Source organism: Streptomyces sp. DF42 (genome assembly GCF_058267695.1).
The window spans coordinates 8,919,906-8,940,402 of the sequence record NZ_CM177859.1; the positions used below are offsets into that span (position 1 = coordinate 8,919,906).

Below are 20,497 nucleotides of genomic sequence, written 5' to 3' on the forward strand. Positions count from 1 at the left end.
CCGTGAAATCGCAGCGGATCTTGAGAGCAATTCTCTTCACATGCTGCATCGTCGTGTTCGCGGGCTGTTTCACGGCTCAGGGTACGAACCAACTGCCCAGGACACGCGCCAGTACACCCCCTCCGGACAACCCGGACGACATCACCAATGCGGTGGTGCAGCTTCAGGGATACAAGAACGGGAACCTCGACGAGTTGGCCCGCGGTCCGTACCAACTGGCCGTCATCGACCTGGCGAGGGACGCAGGGGGATCATATTTCACGGCGGACGAGATCAGCCGACTGAAGCAGTCCGGGAAAAGGGTCCTTGCGTACTTCGAGATCGGCTCGCTCGAATGGTTCCGGCCTGATTTTCCGAGCTTCACGAAGAGAAACCCCGATCTCATCATCCATGAATGGTCGGACTGGCCCGGTGAGTACTTCGTGAAGTACTGGGATCAGCGATGGTGGCAGGAGGCGATCAAGCCGCGGGTGGATCGGGCCATAGCCGCCGGGTTCGATGGTGTGTTCCTTGACACCGTGGTGGCCTATGACGAGATCAACCCGGCGTGGGTGCCTGGCGAGAGCAAGAGCGACTTGGCTGCGAAAATGGTCGCTCTGATCAGGCGGATCAGCGCGTACGGTAAAGCAGCCAAACCTGGATTCTGGGTTTTCCCGCTGAACGCTCCGGAACTGCAGCACTACCCGGGCTATCTCCATGCCATCGACGGGATCGGTGTGGAAGGCCTGTTTTTCCAGGCCACCGACGTCCCCTGCACCGAAGATTTCTGCGCGCCGAAACTGCGCGCGACGCGCGCGTTGCGGAGAGCCGGAAAGATCGTGTTCGCAGTCGACTACGCAAAGCGCCCGGCGAACATTGCCGACGCCTGTCGCAACTACCGGAAAGAGCGTTTTGCCGGATATGTGACGGTGCGTGACCTGGATGCGGTTCTTCCGCCGTGTCCGTGAAAGAACAGGAGGAGATCCGGTCATGAAGGAAACAAAAGCGCGAGAATTTCACCGGGTCGGCATCATCGGCATGGGGTACGTAGGTCTGACCCTGGCTGCGGCAATGGCCCGCAAAGGCTTTGAGGTCCATGGAGTCGACGTCCAGCCCTCGGTGGTGGAGACCCTGGGGCAGGGGCGGGCCCACGTCTACGAACCAGGCGTCGACGACACGTTCGCCCAACTCGTCGGGACGAACATCTTCATAGCGTCCGAGTTGCCTGATGCGCCTGTGGACGCGGCCGTCATCTGTGTGTCCACGCCCGTCGACGAGGCCACGCGCCAACCGTTTCTGAAGAACCTGGCCGCGGCCGCCGAGCAGGTGGCCGAGCACTGCACGCCCGACACCCTCGTCGTGGTACGCAGCACCGTGCCCGTGGGCACGAGCCGTGCGGTGGTCCTTCCGCACCTGATGAACGCCTGGGGCCGGGCCCGGCTGGTGATGGCGCCGGAACGGACGGTCCAAGGACGGGCCCTGCGGGAACTGCTGGAGCTGCCCCAGGTCGTGGGCGGGCTCGACGAGGACAGCCTGCGCCTTGGCCTCGACCTGTTCGGCGGCCTCGCCACCCAGGTCGTTCCCGTCTCCAGCCTCGAAGCCGCCGAGTTGGTCAAGCTCACGAACAACTGCCACACCGACGTGATCTTCGCGTTCGGCAACGAGGTGGCCGAACTCACCGAACGGTTCGGCCTCGACCCGCTGGAGGTGATCAGGGCGGCGAATCTGGACTATCCGCGACCAGATATCCACAAGCCCGGATACGTGGGCGGCGGCTGCCTGTCGAAGGATCCCTACATCATGTCCTCCGCTGCCGAACGCGTCGGGTATGTACCGCAGTTGGTCGGTGCTGCCAGGAGGCTGAACGAGGATCTCCCGGTACATGTCGCGTGCAGAGTCGTCGAGATGATGCGTGAGGCGGGCGGAACGACCCTGGCCGTGCTCGGCTGGGCGTACAAGGGATGGCCCCCCACCGACGACATGCGGGGTACTCCGATCGCGGTGATGATGCCGGTCTTCCTGGCGGCCGGACTGCGGATCCTCGGCCATGACCCCCTGGTGGGCGCCGACGTGATCCGCGCATACGGCGGGGAGCCCGTCGACGTCCACGCCGGATTCCAGGACGCGGACGCGGTGCTTGTCATCACCGACCACCCCGACTACCGCAACCTCGACGTGGGACCCGCACTCGACGGTTCCCGCGTACAGCTGGTGTTCGACTCGTGGCGGATCCTCGACGCCGCCGAGATCACCGCCAGAGGTGTGCGCTATGCCGGCCTCGGCTACCGGCCCGCGGCCACTGTCCCTCCGGCCCCGGCGGTGACGACATGAAGACGCTGATACTGGGCGGTGCCGGCTTCATCGGGCTGCACCTGACGCGGAGGCTGCTGGCCGAGGGGCACGCCGTGACGATCGTGGACGACTTCTCGCGCGGGCGGGACGACCCCGACCTCGCGTCCGTCGACGCCGAAGTGCTACACGCCGACCTCACCGAAGCCTCCTGCTATCGGGACATCCCGCACGGGTGGGACCAGATCTACATGCTGGCGGCCGTCGTCGGGGTCCGTAACGTCGACAAGGATCCTGCCAGGGCCATCCGGATCAACACCCTGGCCCTGCTCAACACACTGGACTGGATGCGGCCGGGCGAGCGCCTCTTCTTCGCCTCCACGAGCGAGGTGTACGCCGACGGAGTCAGCGCCGGCACGGTGCCGGTACCCACCCCGGAGACCGTCCCCCTGACGGTGCGGGACATCTCGGCCCCGCGCTTCGCCTACGGGACCAGCAAGATGCTCGGCGAGGCCGCGGTCATCCACACGGCCCGGGCGAAGGGCCTGCCTTACGTCATCGGACGATTCCACAATGTCTACGGCCCTCGGATGGGCGCCGCCCATGTGATCCCGGAGGTGGCCCTGCGTGCACTGCGTCGAGAGGACCCGTTCACGGTGTTCGGCGCCGAACAGTCCCGGGCGTTCTGCCATGTCGACGACGCCGTCGACGCGGTTCACCGGCTGATGGCCGAGGAGGCCGCCGACGGCCGGATCGTCCACATCGGCAACGACACGGAGGAGACCAACATCGGTGACCTGATCAAGCTGATCCTGAACATCACCGGCCACCACCCGACACTCGAGTACAGGCACGCGCCCGCCCACTCGGTCGCCCGCCGCTGCCCCGACCTCACCCGCCTGCGCTCCCTCACGGGATATGCCCCGACGGTGCCGCTCGACGAAGGCGTACGGCGCACCGTCGACTGGTACGCCCGGCACATGCAGCCGACGGAGGGGCGGCACCCCCGGGACGCGCGTTCTCCCGGCGCCCTCTCCCTTCACGGCCTGACGAGCAGCTGGAAGTCGAACGCGTACCGCGACGCCCGGTAGATGTGCGTCCCGTACTCGACCGGGCGGCCGGTGTCGTCGTACGCCGTGCGCTGCATCGTCAGCACGGCGGCGCCCTCCTCCTCGTCGAGGCGGGCCGCTTCCTCGGCGGTGGCGGAGCGGGCGCCGATGGTCTGGCGGGCGCTGTGCAGGGTGATGCCCGCGGTGCGCATCATCCGGTAGAGGCCCGTCGACTCCAGGCGTTCGGTGTTGAGGTCGAGCAGCGTCGCGGGCAGGTGGTTGCACAGGAGGGCGACCGGCTGGCCGTGGGTGAGGCGCAGTCGTTCCAGGACGATGACCTCGCTGCCTTCCGCGATGCCCAGCGCGGCGGCGACGTCCGGGGGCGCCGGTCTGTGCTCGTGGCGCACCACCCGGGTGGTCGGGCCCTGGCCGGCCGCCTCCAGGTCGTCGTAGAGGCTGCTGAGCTCCAGTGGGCGCTTGACCTGGCTGTGCACCACCTGCGTGCCGACGCCGCGGCGGCGCACCAGCAGCCCCTTGTCGACCAGCGACTGGATGGCCTGGCGGACGGTCGGTCTGGACAGGCCGAGCCGGGTCGAGAGGTCGATCTCGTTGCCCAGGAGGTTTCCCGGGGCGAGGACCCCGTGCTCGATCGCCGCCTCCAGCTGCTGGGCGAGCTGGTAGTACAGCGGCACCGGACTGCCCCGGTCCAGGGCGAAGTCCAGCGAGTCGAGTGCGGCCGTCGTGGCACGTGGGGTGGCGCCGGTCCTCGCCATCGGGTACCTCCCTCTGATGAGCTGACGAACTGTCAGAAGTGGCTGGGGAAAACGAGGTTGACGCCCGCGTCGTGGCGATCGAGGACACTCCCCGGCTCTCGAACGCCGTCGTGGCGCCCGGAGACGGACTCGGCGGGCCTGACGCCGACCCGGCGGGTGAGGGTCTTCATGGTGAAGGGCCTAATCAGTTCGGGGAGTTCAGAGGTGGCGGCGCCGGTCGACGACCTGGCGGTCGTACTCGTCGCGGGCGTTCGCCGCCGCCGCACGGGAGGCGACCTCGGCCACCGGCACGTCCCACCAGGCCTCGGCCGGGGGAGCGGTCGGGGTGGCGGTGTCGGTCTCGACGTAGACGCAGGTCGGGCGGTCGGAGGCGCGGGCCGTGGCGAGCGCCTCGCGCAGCTCGCGCACCGTCTTGGCGCGCAGGACGTCCATGCCGAGGCTGCCCGCGTTGGCGGCCAGGTCGACCGGGAGAGGGGCCCCGGAGAACGTCCCGTCGGCCGCCCGGTAGCGGTAGGCGGTGCCGAAGCGCTCGCCGCCGACCGTCTCGGAGAGGCCGCCGATGGACGCGTAGCCGTGGTTCTGGATGAGGACGAGATTGACCGGCAGGCCCTCCTGGACGGCCGTGACGATCTCGGTCGGCATCATCAGGTAGGTGCCGTCGCCGACCAGGGACCAGACCGGGGTGTCGGGAGTGGCCTGCTGGACGCCGATGCCGGCCGGAATCTCGTAGCCCATGCAGGAGTAGCCGTACTCCAGGTGGTACTGGCGGGGGCTGCGCGCCCGCCAGAGCTTGTGCAGGTCGCCGGGGAGCGAACCGGCCGCGTTGATCACGACGTCGTCGTCGCCGACGACCGCGTCCAGGGCGCCGAGCACCTGCGTCTGGGTCGGTACGGCGTTCTCGTCGGGCGCGCTGTAGGCCGCCTCGACGACCTGCTCCCAACGCGCCCGGCCGGCCCGGTACTCGGCCTCGTACCCGTCACCGACGTGGTGGTCGGCCAGCCCGTCCAGGAGCGCCTCCAGACCGGCCCGCGCATCGCAGACGAGCGGGCGCGCCGCCAGCTTGTGGGCGTCGAACGCGGCGATGTTGAGGTTGACGAACCGGACGTCCGGGTTCTGGAAGAGGGTGTGGGAGGCGGTGGTGAAGTCCGTGTAGCGGGTGCCGACGCCGATCACCAGGTCGGCCGTGCGCGCGATGTCGTCGCTGACCGACGTGCCGGTGTGGCCGATGCCGCCGAGGTCGGCGGGGTGGTCGTGGCGCAGCGAGCCCTTGCCCGCCTGCGTCGAGGCGACCGGGATGCCGGTGGCGTCCACCAGGGCCTTCAGCGCCTCCTCGGCCCGGCTGTGGTGGATGCCGCCGCCCGCGACGATCAGCGGACGCTCGGCGGCCCGGATCGCCGCCACCGCCTCCGCCAGCTCGAACGGGTCGGGCGCGGGACGCCGTACGTGCCACACGCGCTCGGTGAAGAACTCCTCCGGCCAGTCGTACGCCTCCGCCTGCACGTCCTGGGGGAGGGCCAGCGTGACCGCGCCGGTCTCGACGGGGTCGGCGAGGACCCGCATGGCGTTCAGCGCGGAGGGGATCAGGGCCTCGGGGCGGGTGACCCGGTCGAAGTACCTCGACACCGGGCGCAGGGTGTCGTTGACGGAGACGTCCGCCTCGGTCGGGTGCTCCAGCTGCTGGAGCAGCGGGTCGGCGGCACGCGTGGCGAAGTAGTCGCCGGGCAGGAGCAGGACCGGGAGGCGGTTGATGGTGGCCAGGGCGGCGCCGGTGACCAGGTTCGTGGCACCCGGGCCGATGGAGGTCGTCACGGCCTGCGCGGAGAGGCGGTCGAGCTGGCGGGCATAGCCGACGGCCGCGTGCACCATCGCCTGCTCGTTGCGCCCCTGGTGGAACGGCATCGCGGTGCCCGGTTCGATGCCCGCCTCCATCAGAGCCTGGCCGAGGCCCGCCACATTGCCGTGGCCGAAGATGCCCCAGGTGCCGGCGATCAGCCGGTGGCGTACGCCGTCGCGCTCGGTGTACTGGACGGACAGGAAGCGCACCAGGGCCTGGGCTGCGGTCAGACGGCGGGTGGGGGTGCTCATCAGGACTTCTCCGGGGCCGTGTAGAGGGGGAGGCGGGGGTCGACCGGCTGCTGGGGCCAGGTGTCGCGGACCCAGGCGTGATGGGGGTGGTCGCAGATCAGCCAGGCGCGCTCGGGCTCGGGGCCCGCCATGACGTTCAGGTAGTACATGTGGTGGCCGGGCACGGCCATGGACGGCCCGTGCCATCCGTCGGGGATCAACACGACGTCTCCGCTGCGGACTTCGGCCAGGACGTCCGTGTTACGGCCCTGCCCGGACGGGGAGACGCGCTGGTAGCCGAGACCGGGGGTGCCGTCGTGGTCGGCGAACTCGAAGTAGTAGACCTCTTCGAGGACGGACTCCTCGCCGGGCCGGTGCTCGTCGTGCTTGTGCGGCGGGAAGGACGACCAGTTGCCGCCGGGCGTGATCACCTCGACCGCGATCAGCTTGTCGCAGTCGAAACCCTGTCCATCGGCGCCTCCGGCGGGGGCCGCCGCGCCGAAGTTGTTGACCTGGCGGGAGGAGTTCCCCGTGCCGCGCAGCTCCACCGGTACGGCCGATGCCGGTCCGTAGCGGGCGGGCAGCCGCCGGATGCAGCGCGCGCCGGTGAGCGCGAACCGTCCGCCGCCGTCGGACGTGACCGTCGTACGGGCGTCCCTCGGCACGTAGGCGAAGTCGCTGACGCCACTGAACACGCTGTCGCGGCCGGTGAGTTCGAAGGTGTCGTGGCCGAAGTCGTCGGCGGCCGACACCGTGCAGCCGCCGCTCAGCGGCAGCACGATCCACTCGCTGTCGCCGGTGTCGAAGGTGTGCGTGCCGCCCGGCGGCAGCTCCAGGACGCGCAGGCTGGAGTAGCCCCAGCCGGCCTTCTCCGGCGTGATGTCCACGACGTAGGGGCCGCCGAGGGCCTTTCCGGCGGGAAGGTGATACGTCATTGCGTTCCTCCGTGTCACGACAACCACGTCACAGCAGGCCTACGGCCGTGTCGACCGCTGCTTCCACACTGCCCCCGGCCGGGTAGAGCAGCGACCGGCCGACGACCAGGCCCTGCACGGTGGGGAGCTTGAGAGCCTTGCGCCAGCGCTCGTACACACCCGCTTGTTCCGCTGCGGACTCGCCCACCTCGCCGCCCAGCAGGACGGTCGGCAGCGTGGAGGTCTCCAGGACCTCGCCCATGTCGTCCGGGTCGTCGGTGACGGGCAGCTTCAGCCAGGTGTAGGCGGAGGTGCCGCCGAGGCCCGAGGCGATGGCGACGGACCTGGTGACGGCCTCGGCGGACAGGTCGTTGCGCACCCGGCCGTCGACCCGGCGGGAGACGAACGGCTCGACGAACAGGGGGAGCCGGCGGGCCGCCATGGCGTCGACGGCGCGGGCGGTGGACTCCAGGGTGGTCAGCGAGCCCGGGTCGTCGTGGTCGATACGCAGCAGCAGCTTGCCCGCGTCGAAGCGCAGGCGGGCGATGTCCTCGGCGCGGTGGCCGGTGAAGCGGTCGTCCATCTCGAAGACGGCGCCGGCCAGGCCCCCACGGTTCATGGAGCCCATGACGACCTTGTTCTCCAGCACCCCGAGCAGGAGGAGGTCCTCCAGGATGTCGGCGGTGGCCAGCACCCCGTCGACACCGGGCCGCGAGAGCGCGATGCACAGGCGCTCCAGCAGGTCCGCCCGGTTGGCCATGGCGAGTGGGCGCTCGCCGACGCCGAGCGCGCCGCGTGCCGGGTGGTCGGCGGCCACGATCATCAGGCGGCCGCTGTCGCCGACGAGCGGGCGGCGGACGCGCCGGGCGGCCGCTTCGGCGACGGCTTCGGGGTGGCGGGCCCTGACCGAGACGAGGTCGGGGATGCTGATGGTCAACGAAAGGCTCCGTTCAGGCAGTGGCGCGCGCGAGGAGGTCTTCGACCTCGGCCTCGGTGGGCATCGCGGAGGAACAGGCGAGACGGGAGGCGACAAGGGCACCGGCCGCGTTGGCGTACCGCACGATTTCAGCCAACTCCCAGCCGGACAGCAGCCCGTGGACGAGTGCGCCGCCGAAGGCGTCGCCCGCGCCGAGGCCGTTGACCACCTCGACCGGTACCGGCTCGATCTCGGCGATGGTGCCGTCGCGGTGCACCGCGAGCACGCCCTTGGCGCCCTGCTTGACGACCGCCAGCTCCACCCCGGCCGCCAGCAGCGCCTCGGCGCAGGCTCGCGGCTCGCGGACGCCGGTTGCCACCTCGCACTCGTCGAGGTTGCCGATGGCGACCGTGGCGTGCCGCAGTGCCTCCGCGTAGTACGGGCGTGCCTCCTCCGGGTCCTTCCAGGCTGTGTCGTTCCACAGCGTGGGCCGCCAGTCGAGGTCGAAGACGGTCGTGCCCGCCCTGTCGCGCGCCTTGAGGGCGGCGAGGGTGGCCGAGCGGCTCGGTTCCTCGCTCAGCCCGGTGCCGGTGATCCAGAGGACCCGGGTCGCCCGAATGGCGAAGAAGTCCAGCTCCTCGGTGTGTATCTCCAGGTCAGGGGCTTTAGGCTGCCGGTAGAAGTAGAGAGGGAAGTCATCCGGAGGGAAGATCTCGCAGAAGGTCACCGGTGTCGGGTACGCGGCGACGGGCGCGACCCAGCGGTCGTCGACGCCGAACTCCTTCAGCGCCTCGTGCAGATAGGTGCCGAAGGGGTCGTCCCCGGTACGGGTGATCACCGCGGTGGAGCGGCCGAGCCTTGCGGCCGCAACCGCCACATTCGTCGCCGAACCGCCGAGGAACTTGCCGAAGGTCTCGACCTTCGCCAGGTCCACGCCCGACTGCAGGGGGTAGAGATCCACCCCGATACGGCCCATAGTGATCAAGTCAAAGGGCTGGGCTGACTCGGCCATGCGCGACGCTCCTCGTGTGGGGGTGCGGGTCCCGAAGGGCCTGCCGCCTCCCAGGTGTAGGCCTCGAAGGGCGAAGCTGTCAATAGTTTGTACTTACATTCGGACCTGCACGTGAAATGATGTCTTAACAAAGTATTGACAGCGGGCGCGGCCGGGGGTTTGATCCCGTCCCAGGCCAACCGCCGCGTTTGCGGCCGACGACCCGGACATGCCAAGATCCCGGGCCCTGGATCTTCGTGATCCCGCTCTCCCTTTCCCTCCGCAACGCACAGTGAGGTGCCAGGAAAGATGGACCGCTCTTCTCACCCCCTCTCCCGCAGACTCGTACCCGTCGTGGCGGTGGCCGCAGCAGCTGCTCTGACCCTCGCCGGCTGCTCCAGCAGTTCGGGGGGCAAGAAGTCCGAGGAGGGTGGCGGCAACGCCTCGGCCGGCAAGGCGACCACGCCCCGTATGACCGTCGCGCTGGTCACGCACCAGGCTCCCGGAGACACCTTCTGGGACATCGTCCGCAAGGGTGCCCAGGCCGCCGCGGACAAGGACAACATCAAGCTCATCTACTCCGCCGACCCGAACGCGGGCACCCAGTCCAACCTGGTGCAGAACGCGATCGACCAGAAGGTCGACGGCATCGCGGTCACCCTTGCAAAGCCGGACGCCCTGAAGAGCGTCATCGGCAAGGCGAAGTCGTCGAACATACCCGTGGTGGGCCTCAACTCCGGTCTCAGCGACTGGAAGAAGCTCGGCCTGATGGAGTTCTTCGGCCAGGACGAGACGGTGGCCGGTGAGGCGCTCGGCAACAAGCTGAACGCACTCGGATCCAAAAAGGCCCTCTGCGTCATTCAGGAGCAGGGCAACGTCGGCCTCACCCAGCGCTGCGACGGCGTGGAGAAGACCTTCTCCGGCAAGCTGGAGAGGGCCTATGTCAACGGCACCGACGCGCCGTCCGTGCAGTCGACGATCACCGCCAAGCTCAAGCAGGACAGCGCGATCGACCACGTGGTCGCCCTCGGCGCCCCGATCGCACTGATCGCCGTGCAGTCGGTCGGCGACGCGGGCAGCAAGGCCAAGGTCGCCACCTTCGACCTCAACAAGGAACTGACCGGTGCCATCAGCAAGGGCACCATCGAGTTCGCGGTGGACCAGCAGCCGTATCTGCAGGGCTACCTGGCCGTCGACTCGCTGTGGCTCTACAAGAACAACGGCAACTACAGCGGCGGCGGTGAGCAGCCCGTCCTGACCGGGCCGGCGTTCGTCGACAAGTCGAATGTCGACGTGGTCGCCAAGTTCGCCGCGAAGGGCACTCGGTGATCCGTATGACCCAGCACGCCGAGCCGGCGGTGAACACACCGCCGGCCCCCGGCCCCAAGGGGAGTGACGGCCGTACGGCCGAACGTCCCTTGATGGTCAGGGTGTTGGCCCGTCCCGAGGTGGGCGTCTTTCTCGGCGCCGTCGCGGTGTACGTGTTCTTCCTGATCGCGGCGCCACCGGTGCGCGACGGCAGCTCGATGGCGAACATCCTCTACCAGTCCTCCACGCTCGGGATCGTGACGATCCCGGTGGCCCTGCTGATGATCGGCGGCGAGTTCGACCTGTCCGCCGGTGTCGGGGTGATCACCTCTGCGCTGACCGCGAGCATGATCAGCTACCAGCTGACGATGAACGTATGGGTCGGCGTGATCGCCGCGCTGGTCGTGTCGCTGGGCATCGGGTTCTTCAACGGCTGGATGGTGGTCAGGACCGGCCTGCCCAGCTTCCTGGTCACCCTGGGCACCTTCCTGATCCTCCAGGGCGTCAACCTCGCGGTGACCAAGATGGTCACCGGCAACGTGGCCACCGACGACATCAGCAACATGGACGGCTTCGACCAGGCCAGGAAGGTCTTCGCCTCCAGCTTCGACATCGGCGGCGTCCAGGTGAAAATCACCGTCTTCTGGTGGCTGCTGTTCGCGGTGATCGCCTCGTGGGTGCTGCTGCGCACCAAGTACGGCAACTGGACCTTCGCGGTCGGCGGCAACAAGGAGTCGGCCCGCGCGGTCGGTGTCCCGGTGGCCTTCACCAAGATCTCGCTGTTCATGCTGGTCGGCTTCGGCGCCTGGTTCGTGGGCATGCACCAGCTGTTCTCGTTCAACACCGTGCAGTCCGGCGAGGGCGTCGGCATCGAGCTGATCTACATCTCCGGGGCGGTGATCGGCGGCTGTCTGCTGACCGGCGGCTACGGCTCGGCGATCGGCCCGGTCTTCGGCGCGTTCATGTTCGGCATGGTGCAGCAGGGCATCGTCTACGCCGGCTGGAACCCGGACTGGTTCAAGGCCTTCCTCGGCGTCATGCTGCTCGGCGCCGTCCTGATCAATCTGTGGGTCCAGCGCGCCATGACCAGGAGGTGACCCGATGACAGACAACGGAACCGGAACTCACGGAGCCATCCTCCAGGACACCGTGCCCGAGGGCGAGGACGGCCCGATCGTCGAACTGCGCAACGCGGGCAAGTCGTACGGCAACATCCGTGCCCTGCACGGGGTGAGCCTGCAGGTCCGCCCCAGCCAGGTCACCTGTGTGCTCGGCGACAACGGCGCCGGCAAGTCCACCCTCATCAAGATCATCTCGGGGCTGCACCAGCACACCGAGGGCGAATTCCTCGTGGACGGCGCCCCGGTGCGCTTCTCCACCCCGCGTGACGCGCTCGACAAGGGCATCGCCACCGTCTACCAGGACCTCGCGACCGTCCCGCTGATGCCCGTATGGCGCAACTTCTTCCTCGGTTCCGAGATGACCAAGGGCCCCTGGCCCGTGCGCCGCCTCGACATCGAGCGGATGAAGAGGACCGCGGACGAGGAACTGCGCAACATGGGCATCGTCCTGGACAACCTCGAACAGCCCATCGGCACCCTCTCCGGCGGCCAGCGCCAGTGCGTCGCCATCGCCCGAGCCGTCTACTTCGGCGCCCGCGTGCTGATCCTGGACGAGCCCACCGCCGCGCTGGGTGTGAAGCAGTCCGGCGTCGTGCTCAAGTACATCGCCGCGGCCCGCGACCGGGGCCTGGGCGTCATCTTCATCACCCACAACCCGCACCACGCCTACATGGTCGGCGACCACTTCAGCGTGCTGCGCCTGGGCACCCTCGAACTCTCCGCCGAACGCAGCGACATCACCCTTGAGGAACTGACCAACCACATGGCGGGCGGCGCCGAACTCGCCGCACTCAAGCATGAGTTGTCCCAGGTCAGCGGTGTCGACGTCGAGGAACTCCCGGAAGCGGACGACCTCACCGCGACCGTGGCGAAGGCCCAGGAAGGAACCTCCTGACATGGCCGGCGCCCTGGACCGCATCCGGGTCGGATCGGCGCCCGACTCCTGGGGCGTCTGGTTCCCGGACGACCCCCGGCAGGTGCCCTGGGAACGCTTCCTCGACGAGGTCGCCGAGGCCGGCTACCCGTGGATCGAGCTGGGCCCGTACGGCTACCTGCCGACCGACCCGGCCCGCCTCACCGACGAGATCGCGAAGCGGGACCTGAAGGTCTCGGCAGGCACGGTCTTCACCGGACTGCACCGCGGCCCGTCCGTCTGGGAGTCCACCTGGGAGCACGTCAGCCAGGTCGCCGCGCTCACCCAGGCCATGGGCGCGAAGCACCTGGTGGTCATCCCCTCCTTCTGGCGGGACGACAAGACCGCCGAGATCCTGGAGCCGCCGGAGCTGACCCACGAGCAGTGGGCCCATCTGACCAGGGGCATGGAACGGCTCGGGCACGAGGTGAAGGAGACGTACGGCCTCGACATCGTCGTCCACCCGCACGCCGACACCCACATCGACACCGAGGACCACGTCGAGCGCTTCCTCGACTCCACCGACGACGAACTGGTCGGCCTCTGCCTGGACACCGGGCACTACGCCTACTGCGGCGGCGACAGCGTCAAGCTGATCGAGACCTACGGCGAACGCATCGGCTATCTCCACCTCAAGCAGGTCGACCCGGAGATCCTCGCGGACGTCGTGCGCAACGAGGTCCCCTTCGGCCCTGCGGTGCAGCGCGGAGTGATGTGCGAACCCCCGTCCGGAGTGCCGGAGTTGGGGCCGGTGCTGGCCGCGGCGCAGCGGCTCGGGGTGGAGCTCTTCGCCATCGTCGAGCAGGACATGTACCCCTGCGAACCGGACAAGCCGCTGCCGATCGCCGTGCGGACACGCAAGTTCCTGAGGTCCTGCGGCGCCTGACCGTCCAAGGGGGACGACCATGGCTCAGCCCGGAACACTGCAAGTCGCCGTCGTCGGCACCGGCAAGATGGGCGCCGACCACGTACGCCGCATCCAGGAGGTCACCAGCGGGGCCAGAGTGAGTGCCGTCGTGGACGTGGACGCGGAACGCGCCAAGGCCGTCGCCGCCCGCGTCGACGGCTGCACCGCCTACACCGACCCGGCCGCCGCCATGGCGGCGGACGATGTCGACGCCGTACTGGTCGCCTCCCCGGGGCCCGCCCACGAGGCGGCCCTGCTGGCGGCGTTCGAGCACGATCTGCCCGTGCTGTGCGAGAAGCCGCTCACCCCCGACGCGGCGTCCGCGCTGCGCGTGCTGGAGGCCGAACGGCGGCTGGGCCGGCGCCTGGTCCAGGTCGGCTTCATGCGGCGCTACGACGCCGAGTACATGAAACTCAAGTCCCTGCTGAACACAGGTCAGTTGGGCCGCCCGCTGATGCTGCACAACCGGCACCGCAACGTCGCCTCCCCGCCCGGGTGGAGCAGCGAGATGCTCATCAACGACTCCCTCGTGCACGAGATGGACGTGACGCGCTGGCTCCTCGACCAGGAGATCACCTCCGTCACGGTCCTGCGCCCGACGCCGTCCGCCAACGCGCCGGACGGGATCCAGGACCCGCAGTTCGTCGTCTTCGAGACCGACGGCGGCGCCGTCGTCGACGTCGAGATCTTCGTCAACTGCGGCTTCGGCTACCAGGTCCAGGCCGAGGTGGTGTGCGAACGAGGCACCGCCCGCATCGGCGACGGCCACGCCATGGTCACCAACATGGCCGGCCGCTGGGGCGGCACCGTCGCCCAGGACTTCGTCGAGCGCTTCGCCGACGCCTACGACCGTGAGGTCCAGGCCTGGGTCGACGCCACCCGCCGCGGCGAGGTCACCGGCCCGAGCGTGTGGGACGGCTACGCGGTGGCGGCGGTGTGCGAGGCGGGGGTGCGGGCGCTGGAGGAGGGCGGCCGGGCGGAGGTGCGGCTGGTGGAACGCCCGGCGCTGTACCGCTGACGTACTCAGGGCTCCGTACGGGTGAAGACGATCCGGGGCCGACCGGGGCCGTGGTACTCCTCCTCCACACGGACATCGAAGCCCAGGCTGCGATGGAAGGCCACGGAACCCTCGTTGCCGACGGTCGTGATCGCCTTCAGCCGGACCGCGCCCTGACGCCGCGCGGCCTCCGTGAAGGCCGCGTACAACGCCCGCCCCAGACCGATACCGCGGGCATCGTCCCTCGTCGCGACCACATGCACGTACCCGGTGCGGTCGGGTGTGACGAAGCCGATGAGATAGCCGAGGATGCCGTCGTCCGAGCGGGCGACCAGACACGTCGACCCGAACTCGTGCACCAGGGGCAGGAGATGGAGGGCGCGCAGGTCACGGTCGCCCCAGTAGCGGGCGTGGTCCGTCAGGACCTGCTGGATGTCGGTGACATGGGCGGGGACGATCTGTGCGGCCATGGCGCCGATCATGACAGAGCGTGCCGGAGCCGGGGTTCAGGCGGTCGCCGTGGTCTGCTCGGCCAGGGCCGAGAGCAGCCAGTCGTGCGCAGATCCGGGGGTCGGCTCCGGACGGCGGCCCGGAGGGGTCACCACCACGGTCACCAGCTCCCAGTAGCGGTCGATCCGCGGGTCGGCCGCGAGCTGCCGCGCCAGCAGCCGGCGGAAGTCCGGGGTGTCCCGGGTGCCGTACGCGCTCGCGTACGCGGCGACGAAGGCGTCCAGCGCCTCGTCGGGGCACGGGGCGAGGTCCCGGCGCAGTCGCACGCCCGCCAGGTCGTACGCCTCGGCGAGGCCCGCATACAGGACGGCCGATCCGCGGGCCCCCGCGGCCCGGTGCGCCTCCGGCTGCGGCTGCCCGGCGCCGCTGCACGGGCGGGTCGTGAGGGCGTGCAGCCGGGCGAACGCGAGCACCTGGGCCGGGTCCGGATCGTCCGGCGGCTGCGGGACCGCCACCTCCAGGAACGCCTTGACCGACCGCGCCGGCATCCGCACCGGCAGCCAGGCACGCCAGAACCGGGCCAGCGGGGCCGTGCTCGGCGGGGCGCTCACCGCACCGATCAGACGCAGCCGGTCGGCCCGCTCCCCGGGCGGACACTCCTGCACCAGCCGCAGCGCGGCCTCCCGCCAGCGCAGGGCCCTGAGCTCGGAGCCCAGTGCGCGCAGCCGGCCGGCCACCGCGTGCTCGAACGCGCCGCCCGGCTCGCCCTCCGCCTCGTCGAGGACGCGGCGTACCTCGGGCAGCGGCAGGTCGAGGCCGCGCAGAGAACGGATCAGCCGCAGCCGGTCCAGGGCGCCGTGGCCGTAGCGGCGGTGTCCGCCGGCGCTGCGCGAGGTCTCCGGCAGCAGACCGCGGTCGGAGTAGAAGCGCACGGTCTTGACGGTGACGCCCGCATGTTCGGCGAGCTCCCCGATGCTCCACAGGCCGTCGTAGGGCATGGACAGTTGAACCTCCCTCAGGGGGAGTTCCTACGGTACCGGCGAGCGCGGACCTGGCGGAGGGGGCCAGGTCCGCGGACGGCGGCGCAGTGGAGGAGAGGCTCATGACCGTATTCGTTCTGGTGGCAGGCGCGTTCACCGGCGCACACGTGTGGCAGGAGACGGCCGCGCGGCTGGCCGCGTCGGGTGCTCAGGTGCGCTCGGTCGCCCTCACCGGACTCGACGGGTCCCGGCGCGGCACGGGGGTCCGCATCGACCTGGAGACACACATCGCGGATGTGATCGCGGCGATCGACTCGGTGGACGCGGCGGCCGGGGACATCGTGCTGGTGGGCCACGACTACGGCGTCCATCCCGTGGTGGGCGCCGCCGACCGGCGGGCGGAGCGCATCGCCCGGATCGTCTGCCTGGACACGGGGATGCCGAAGGACGGCGTCCCGGCCCTCGCCGCGGTGCCCGACCCGGACCTGCGTGCGCAGGTGGTCGAGGGGGCCGACGGGGCGCAGGCACCCAAGTCCCGTGCGGAATGGCAGCGTTGGGGCAGCACGGCCGGCGTCTCCGACACCGCGCTGGACCGGCTGGTCGCGCTGGCCGCACCGCAGCCGACGGCCACCCTGCTCCAGCCGCTGCGGCTGACCGGCGCGGTGACCGCGGTCCCCACCACCGGCGTGCTGTGCACCGGCAACGGCGCGAGCATCGCGCTCGTCCAGCAGCTGGTGAGCCTGGGCGACCCCGACCTGCGGTTCCTGACCGATCCCCGGGTGAGCTTCTTCGAACTGGCCACCGGACACTGGCCGATGCTGTCCTGCCCGACCGAACTCGCGGTGGCCCTGCTGCGGGCCGCGGCCGGCGAGGGGCAGCGGCTCAAGCCGGCCGACGACACCCAACCGCCCCCGCATCTACGGCCGTTCCCGCTGGAGGTACCCGAACTGCCGCGCGAGCGCAGGGGCAACGTCGACCTGTACCTGCCGCCCGACGCCGATGGCCCGCGCCCGGCGGTGGTCTTCGTGCACGGCGGACCGGTGCCCGCCGGGGTCCGGCCGACCCCGCGGGACTGGCCGACCCTGAGGGGGTACGCCCGTCTCGCGGCAGCGCAGGGTGCGGTGGGCGTCACCCTGGACCACCGGCTGCACGACGTGGCCGACTACGAGCGCGCCGCCGAGGACGTGACCGCCGCGGTGGAACTGGCGCGGGCCCACCCGCGGGTGGACGCGGACCGGATCGCGCTGTGGTTCTTCTCGGCGGGCGGGCTCATCGTGGCGGACTGGCTGCGGGCTCGACCGGTGTGGCTGCGCTGCGTCGCCGCGACGTATCCGATCCTGGCGCCGCTGCCGAACTGGGGGCTGGCCGGCAGCAGGTTCTTCCCCGCCGAGGCGGTGGCACACGCGGGCGGCCTGCCGGTCGTACTGACCCGCGTGGGCCTGGAGATGCCCGAGATCGCCGTCACCGTCGAGGAGTTCCTGGCCGCGGCCAAGGACGCCGGGACGGACGTCGAGGTGGTCGACGTACCGCACGGCCGCCACGGCTTCGAGACGCTCGCCCCCGTCGAGGAGTGGCGTGACGCCGTCCACCGCGCGATGGGGGCGGTGCTGGCGCGTCTGACGCCGACCGCGTTGGCCTACCCGCCCACGACCGATCGCGGCCGCGGCTCGAACCCCGCCGCCCGGTAGCACGCGTCGATCAGCGTCATCGTCGCCACCGCGTCGTCCGCGTCCAGCGGAAGCGCGACACCCTCCCGCACCCGCGCGGCGAACGCCTCCAGCTGGTACGTGTACGACGACCGGGTCCCGAGGTGCTCCGTCCGCTCGCCCTGTGCCGTACGGATAACCAGCCGGTCGTCGAGCTGGGGGAGGACGAAGTTCGGGGCGTGGACCTCGCCCCGGCTGCCGACGATGCGGCAGCTCATCTCCAGCTCGTCGTACGCCATGTGGCAGCGCGCCGATCCGGTGGCCCCGCCCGGGAACTCCAGGTCGGCGTCGAGCCATTCGTCGACGCCCGGTGCGCCCGCCCGCTCCCCGCCTCGCGCGCGGACGAGTCGCGGCGCGCCGCCCGCCCAGGGCGCCAGCATCCGCTGGGCGTGCAGGCTGTAGCAGCCCAGGTCCATCACGGCGCCGCCGGCGAGCGGCAGGGACCAGCGCGGGTCGGTGTCCGCGGGGGCCTGTATCGCGACCGTCGTCTCCACCCGCCGCAGGTCGCCCAGTTCACCGCTTTCGAGGAGCTCGTGCAGACGCCGGGTGAGCGGGTGGAAGAGGTAGTGGAACGCCTCCATGAAGACCGTGCCGGCCTTCGCCGCCGCCTCCCGCACCTCGGCGGCCTCCTCCGCGTTGCTCGCGGACGGCTTCTCGCTCAGGACGTGCTTGCCGGCCGCGAGGGCGGCGCTGTTCCACGGGCCGTGCAGGCCGTTGGCGAGCGGGTTGTAGACGACCTCGACCTCGGGGTCGGCGAGCAGGTCGGCGTACGAGTCCGCGACCCGCTCCACGCCGTGCGCGGCGGCGAAGGCCTCGGCGCGGGACCGGTCGCGGGCGGCCACCGCGACCAGGCGGTGGCCGCCCGTGCGGGCGGGGTCCATCAGGGCGCGCTCGGTGATCCGTGCGGCGCCCAGGACGCCGATGCGCAGGGGTTCGTGGACCGTGTCGCTCATGACTTCGTTCCTCCTCGATGCGTTACTGGTCGTGGGCCCGGCCGTCGACGTGCACGCTCTGGAACTTCCCGGCCACCGTCTCCCGCTCCTCCGGGACGGTCACCCGGTGTCCGGCGCGCTCCGGTCCACGGGCGAGAGCGAGCCCGTTCGGCCCGTGCCGATGACGATCACGCCGCGCAGGGTAACTCGTTGCGGGAGACGGGGCGTTCACGAGGTGTTCCGCATACTCGTGTTCCGGGCCGGCGGAGGCCACCCCGCGCCCGGGACACGAGAGCTGTGGGCACCGTCAGGCGCTGCGGACCTCGGCGATCGTCACGGGCCGGTGCTCGTGCAGCGACAGGGTGCACGCGTCGGCGATCCAGCCGGCCTCCAGCGCGTCCGCCACCGTGCAGGGCGAGGGCCGGGAACCGGCCACGACCTCGGTGAACGCGGTGAGTTCGGCACGGTAGGCCTCGGTGAAGCGGTCCATGAAGAAGTCGTGCGGGGTGCCGGCCGGGAAGGTCACGCCGGGCTCGACCGAGCGCAGCGGCAGCTTGTCCTCCAGGCCCACCGCGATGGAGTCCTGGAATCCGTGGATCTCCATGCGGACATCGTAACCCCGAGCGTTGTGGCGGGAGTTGGACACCACGGCGATCGTGCCGTCGTCCAGGGTGAGGAGGGCGCCGGTGGTGTCGGCGTCGCCCGCGTCCTTGATGTAGTCGGCGCCCCGGTTGCCGCCGACCGCGTACACCTCGACGACCTCGCGGCCCGTCACCCAGCGGATGATGTCGAAGTCATGCACGGAGCAGTCGCGGAAGATGCCACCGGAGGCGGCGATGTACGCGGCCGGCGGAGGCGCCGGGTCCAGCGTGGTCGACCGTACGGTGTGCAGCTTGCCCAGCTCGCCGCTCCGCACGGCGGCGCGGGCGGCGACGAATCCGGCGTCGAAGCGGCGGTTGTAGCCGATCTGGATCGGCACGTCACGGCCCTCGACGGCCTTGAGGACCTCGACGCCCTCTGCCATCGTCCTGGCGACGGGCTTCTCGCAGAAGACCGGGACACCGGCCTCGACCCCGGCCAGGATCAGCCCGGGATGGGCGTCCGTGGCGGCCGCGATCACGATGCCGTCCACACCGGCGGCCAGCAGGGCCTGAGGCGAGTCCACGACCTCGCCGCCGAAGCGCTCCGCCGCGGACTTGGCGGCGTCCGCGAACGGGTCGGTGAGCACCAGCGACTCGACCGCGTCGAGTCCGGAGAGGGTCTCGGCATGGAAGGCGCCGATGCGGCCGAGGCCGAGGATTCCGATACGCATGAGCTCCGCTGCTTTCCTGGTGTGTGGTTGCTGTTCGCCCCGGGGCCCGTCCCGGACCCCGGTCGCCCTTCGGCCCGTCCTCAACCGCCGGACGGGCTTGAATATCAGTCCAGGCCGCCCAGGACGTTCTGGTCCCAGTCGATCACCGAACCCGTGACGACGCCCGAGCGGTCCGACAGCAGGAAGACCGCGAAGTCCGCGATCTCGTCCGGCTGGCCGAGCTTGCCCATAGGGAGCCTGGCGCCGGCCTCCTCGCGCCAGTCGTCGTCGGCGTCGTGGAACTTGCGCTGCGTGGCGTCCTCGCCCTCGGTCGCCGTCCAGCCGATGTTGAGGCCGTTGATCCGGATCCGGTCCCAGCGGTGCGCGTGCGCCGCGTTGCGGGTCAGGCCGATCAGACCCGCCTTCGCGGCGACGTACGGCGCCAGGAACGGCTGCCCGCCGTGCGCCGAGGAGGTGATGATGTTGACGACCGTGCCGGGCGCCTTGCGGGAGACCATGTCCGCGACGGCGGCCTGCATCGCGAAGAACGGCGCCCTGAGGTTGATCGCGATGTGCTGGTCGAACAGCTCCGGCGTGGTGTCGAGGAGCGTGCCACGGGAGGTCAGCCCGGCGGAGTTGACCAGGCAGTCGATCCGTCCGTACACGGCGACCACGTCACCCACGGCGGTCCCCGCCTGCTCGGCGTCCGAGAGGTCGGCGCGCACGAACATCGCCTTGCCGCCGGCGGCCGTCAGCTCCGTCACCAGCGCCTCGCCCGGTGCCGGACGCCGCCCGGTCACGGCCACCACGGCGCCCTCGCGGACCGCGGCCCGTGCGATGGCGGCGCCGACGCCCTGGCTGCCGCCGTTGACGAGGACGACCTTTTCGTCGAGAAGTCCCATGACGTTCCGGGTCCT

At 70.4% G+C, this 20,497-nt stretch carries 20 protein-coding genes; 9 read left to right on the top strand and 11 right to left on the bottom strand.

Features of this window, described 5'->3' with window-relative positions; translation table 11 throughout:
- Nucleotides 1–2: 2 nt before the first annotated feature.
- The 3 genes from ACYUED_RS41050 to ACYUED_RS41060 are packed head-to-tail and all read left to right on the top strand — an operon-like array spanning nt 3 to nt 3,359.
- Nucleotides 3–947: a glycoside hydrolase family 191 protein gene (locus ACYUED_RS41050; RefSeq protein ID WP_491289480.1), complete on the top strand. Its 945-nt coding sequence runs from the start codon at nt 3–5 to the stop codon at nt 945–947.
- A gap of 22 nt (nt 948–969) precedes the next feature.
- Nucleotides 970–2,310: a nucleotide sugar dehydrogenase gene (locus tag ACYUED_RS41055; protein ID WP_491289481.1), complete on the top strand. Its 1,341-nt coding sequence runs from the start codon at nt 970–972 to the stop codon at nt 2,308–2,310.
- Complete coding sequence (locus ACYUED_RS41060) at nt 2,307–3,359, top strand: NAD-dependent epimerase/dehydratase family protein (RefSeq protein ID WP_491289482.1); 1,053 nt, start codon at nt 2,307–2,309, stop codon at nt 3,357–3,359. Before ACYUED_RS41055 ends, ACYUED_RS41060 begins: the two co-directional genes overlap by 4 nt.
- On the opposite strand, the gene ACYUED_RS41065 is transcribed toward ACYUED_RS41060, so the two are convergent.
- From ACYUED_RS41065 to iolC, 6 genes are read right to left on the bottom strand one after another with little or no spacing between them, the layout of a single operon-like run.
- On the bottom strand, nt 3,308–4,090 hold the full coding sequence (locus ACYUED_RS41065; RefSeq protein WP_491289483.1) for a GntR family transcriptional regulator: 783 nt from the start codon (nt 4,088–4,090) through the stop codon (nt 3,308–3,310). The genes ACYUED_RS41060 and ACYUED_RS41065 overlap by 52 nt on opposite strands.
- Nucleotides 4,091–4,122: 32 nt before the next feature.
- Nucleotides 4,123–4,260: a hypothetical protein gene (locus ACYUED_RS41070; RefSeq protein ID WP_491289484.1), complete on the bottom strand. Its 138-nt coding sequence runs from the start codon at nt 4,258–4,260 to the stop codon at nt 4,123–4,125.
- Between the two features lie 28 nt (nt 4,261–4,288).
- Nucleotides 4,289–6,175 (bottom strand): 3D-(3,5/4)-trihydroxycyclohexane-1,2-dione acylhydrolase (decyclizing), encoded by a 1,887-nt coding sequence (iolD, locus tag ACYUED_RS41075; protein ID WP_491289485.1) that lies wholly within the window; start codon nt 6,173–6,175, stop codon nt 4,289–4,291.
- Nucleotides 6,175–7,089, bottom strand: a complete 915-nt coding sequence (iolB, locus tag ACYUED_RS41080; RefSeq protein WP_491289486.1) for a 5-deoxy-glucuronate isomerase — start codon at nt 7,087–7,089, stop codon at nt 6,175–6,177. The genes iolD and iolB overlap by 1 nt, the downstream gene beginning before the upstream one ends.
- Before the next feature lie 28 nt (nt 7,090–7,117).
- Nucleotides 7,118–8,005, bottom strand: a complete 888-nt coding sequence (locus ACYUED_RS41085; protein WP_491289487.1) for a Cgl0159 family (beta/alpha)8-fold protein — start codon at nt 8,003–8,005, stop codon at nt 7,118–7,120.
- Nucleotides 8,006–8,018: 13 nt separating this feature from the next.
- Nucleotides 8,019–8,996: a 5-dehydro-2-deoxygluconokinase gene (gene iolC, locus ACYUED_RS41090; protein WP_491289488.1), complete on the bottom strand. Its 978-nt coding sequence runs from the start codon at nt 8,994–8,996 to the stop codon at nt 8,019–8,021.
- Nucleotides 8,997–9,284: 288 nt separating this feature from the next.
- On the opposite strand from iolC, the gene ACYUED_RS41095 reads away from it, so the two are divergent.
- From ACYUED_RS41095 to ACYUED_RS41115, 5 genes are read left to right on the top strand one after another with little or no spacing between them, the layout of a single operon-like run.
- Nucleotides 9,285–10,304 (top strand): substrate-binding domain-containing protein, encoded by a 1,020-nt coding sequence (locus tag ACYUED_RS41095; protein WP_491289489.1) that lies wholly within the window; start codon nt 9,285–9,287, stop codon nt 10,302–10,304.
- Entirely contained in the window at nt 10,304–11,380 is a 1,077-nt protein-coding gene (locus ACYUED_RS41100; protein WP_491294667.1) for an ABC transporter permease, read from the top strand. The genes ACYUED_RS41095 and ACYUED_RS41100 overlap by 1 nt, the downstream gene beginning before the upstream one ends.
- A gap of 4 nt (nt 11,381–11,384) precedes the next feature.
- Nucleotides 11,385–12,299 (top strand): ATP-binding cassette domain-containing protein, encoded by a 915-nt coding sequence (locus tag ACYUED_RS41105; RefSeq protein ID WP_491289490.1) that lies wholly within the window; start codon nt 11,385–11,387, stop codon nt 12,297–12,299.
- A gap of 1 nt (nt 12,300) precedes the next feature.
- Nucleotides 12,301–13,203, top strand: coding sequence for a sugar phosphate isomerase/epimerase family protein (locus ACYUED_RS41110; RefSeq protein ID WP_491289491.1), 903 nt, complete (start codon nt 12,301–12,303; stop codon nt 13,201–13,203).
- A 19-nt stretch (nt 13,204–13,222) separates the two neighbouring features.
- Nucleotides 13,223–14,242, top strand: a complete 1,020-nt coding sequence (locus ACYUED_RS41115) for a Gfo/Idh/MocA family protein (protein ID WP_491289492.1) — start codon at nt 13,223–13,225, stop codon at nt 14,240–14,242.
- Between the two features lie 5 nt (nt 14,243–14,247).
- Here the strand turns inward: ACYUED_RS41115 and ACYUED_RS41120 are convergent, their stop codons facing one another.
- Complete coding sequence (locus ACYUED_RS41120; protein WP_491289493.1) at nt 14,248–14,691, bottom strand: GNAT family N-acetyltransferase; 444 nt, start codon at nt 14,689–14,691, stop codon at nt 14,248–14,250.
- Nucleotides 14,692–14,727: 36 nt separating this feature from the next.
- The gene (locus ACYUED_RS41125) at nt 14,728–15,669 is read right to left on the bottom strand and encodes a MerR family transcriptional regulator (protein ID WP_491289494.1); all 942 of its coding nucleotides are present in this window, start codon (nt 15,667–15,669) and stop codon (nt 14,728–14,730) included.
- A gap of 104 nt (nt 15,670–15,773) precedes the next feature.
- On the opposite strand from ACYUED_RS41125, the gene ACYUED_RS41130 reads away from it, so the two are divergent.
- Nucleotides 15,774–17,339 carry an alpha/beta fold hydrolase gene (locus ACYUED_RS41130; protein ID WP_491289495.1) on the top strand — a complete coding sequence of 522 codons (1,566 nt, stop codon included), beginning with the start codon at nt 15,774–15,776 and terminating at the stop codon, nt 17,337–17,339.
- Here the strand turns inward: ACYUED_RS41130 and ACYUED_RS41135 are convergent.
- The 3 genes from ACYUED_RS41135 to ACYUED_RS41145 all read right to left on the bottom strand — a co-directional run bounded on the left by ACYUED_RS41135 (nt 17,288) and on the right by ACYUED_RS41145 (nt 20,482).
- Nucleotides 17,288–18,310 carry a Gfo/Idh/MocA family protein gene (locus ACYUED_RS41135; RefSeq protein ID WP_491289496.1) on the bottom strand — a complete coding sequence of 341 codons (1,023 nt, stop codon included), beginning with the start codon at nt 18,308–18,310 and terminating at the stop codon, nt 17,288–17,290. The two genes, ACYUED_RS41130 and ACYUED_RS41135, sit on opposite strands and share 52 nt — an antisense overlap.
- 286 nt (nt 18,311–18,596) lie before the next feature.
- Nucleotides 18,597–19,601, bottom strand: a complete 1,005-nt coding sequence (locus ACYUED_RS41140) for a Gfo/Idh/MocA family protein (protein ID WP_491289497.1) — start codon at nt 19,599–19,601, stop codon at nt 18,597–18,599.
- Between the two features lie 104 nt (nt 19,602–19,705).
- Nucleotides 19,706–20,482 carry an SDR family oxidoreductase gene (locus ACYUED_RS41145; RefSeq protein WP_491289498.1) on the bottom strand — a complete coding sequence of 259 codons (777 nt, stop codon included), beginning with the start codon at nt 20,480–20,482 and terminating at the stop codon, nt 19,706–19,708.
- Nucleotides 20,483–20,497: the final 15 nt, after the last annotated feature.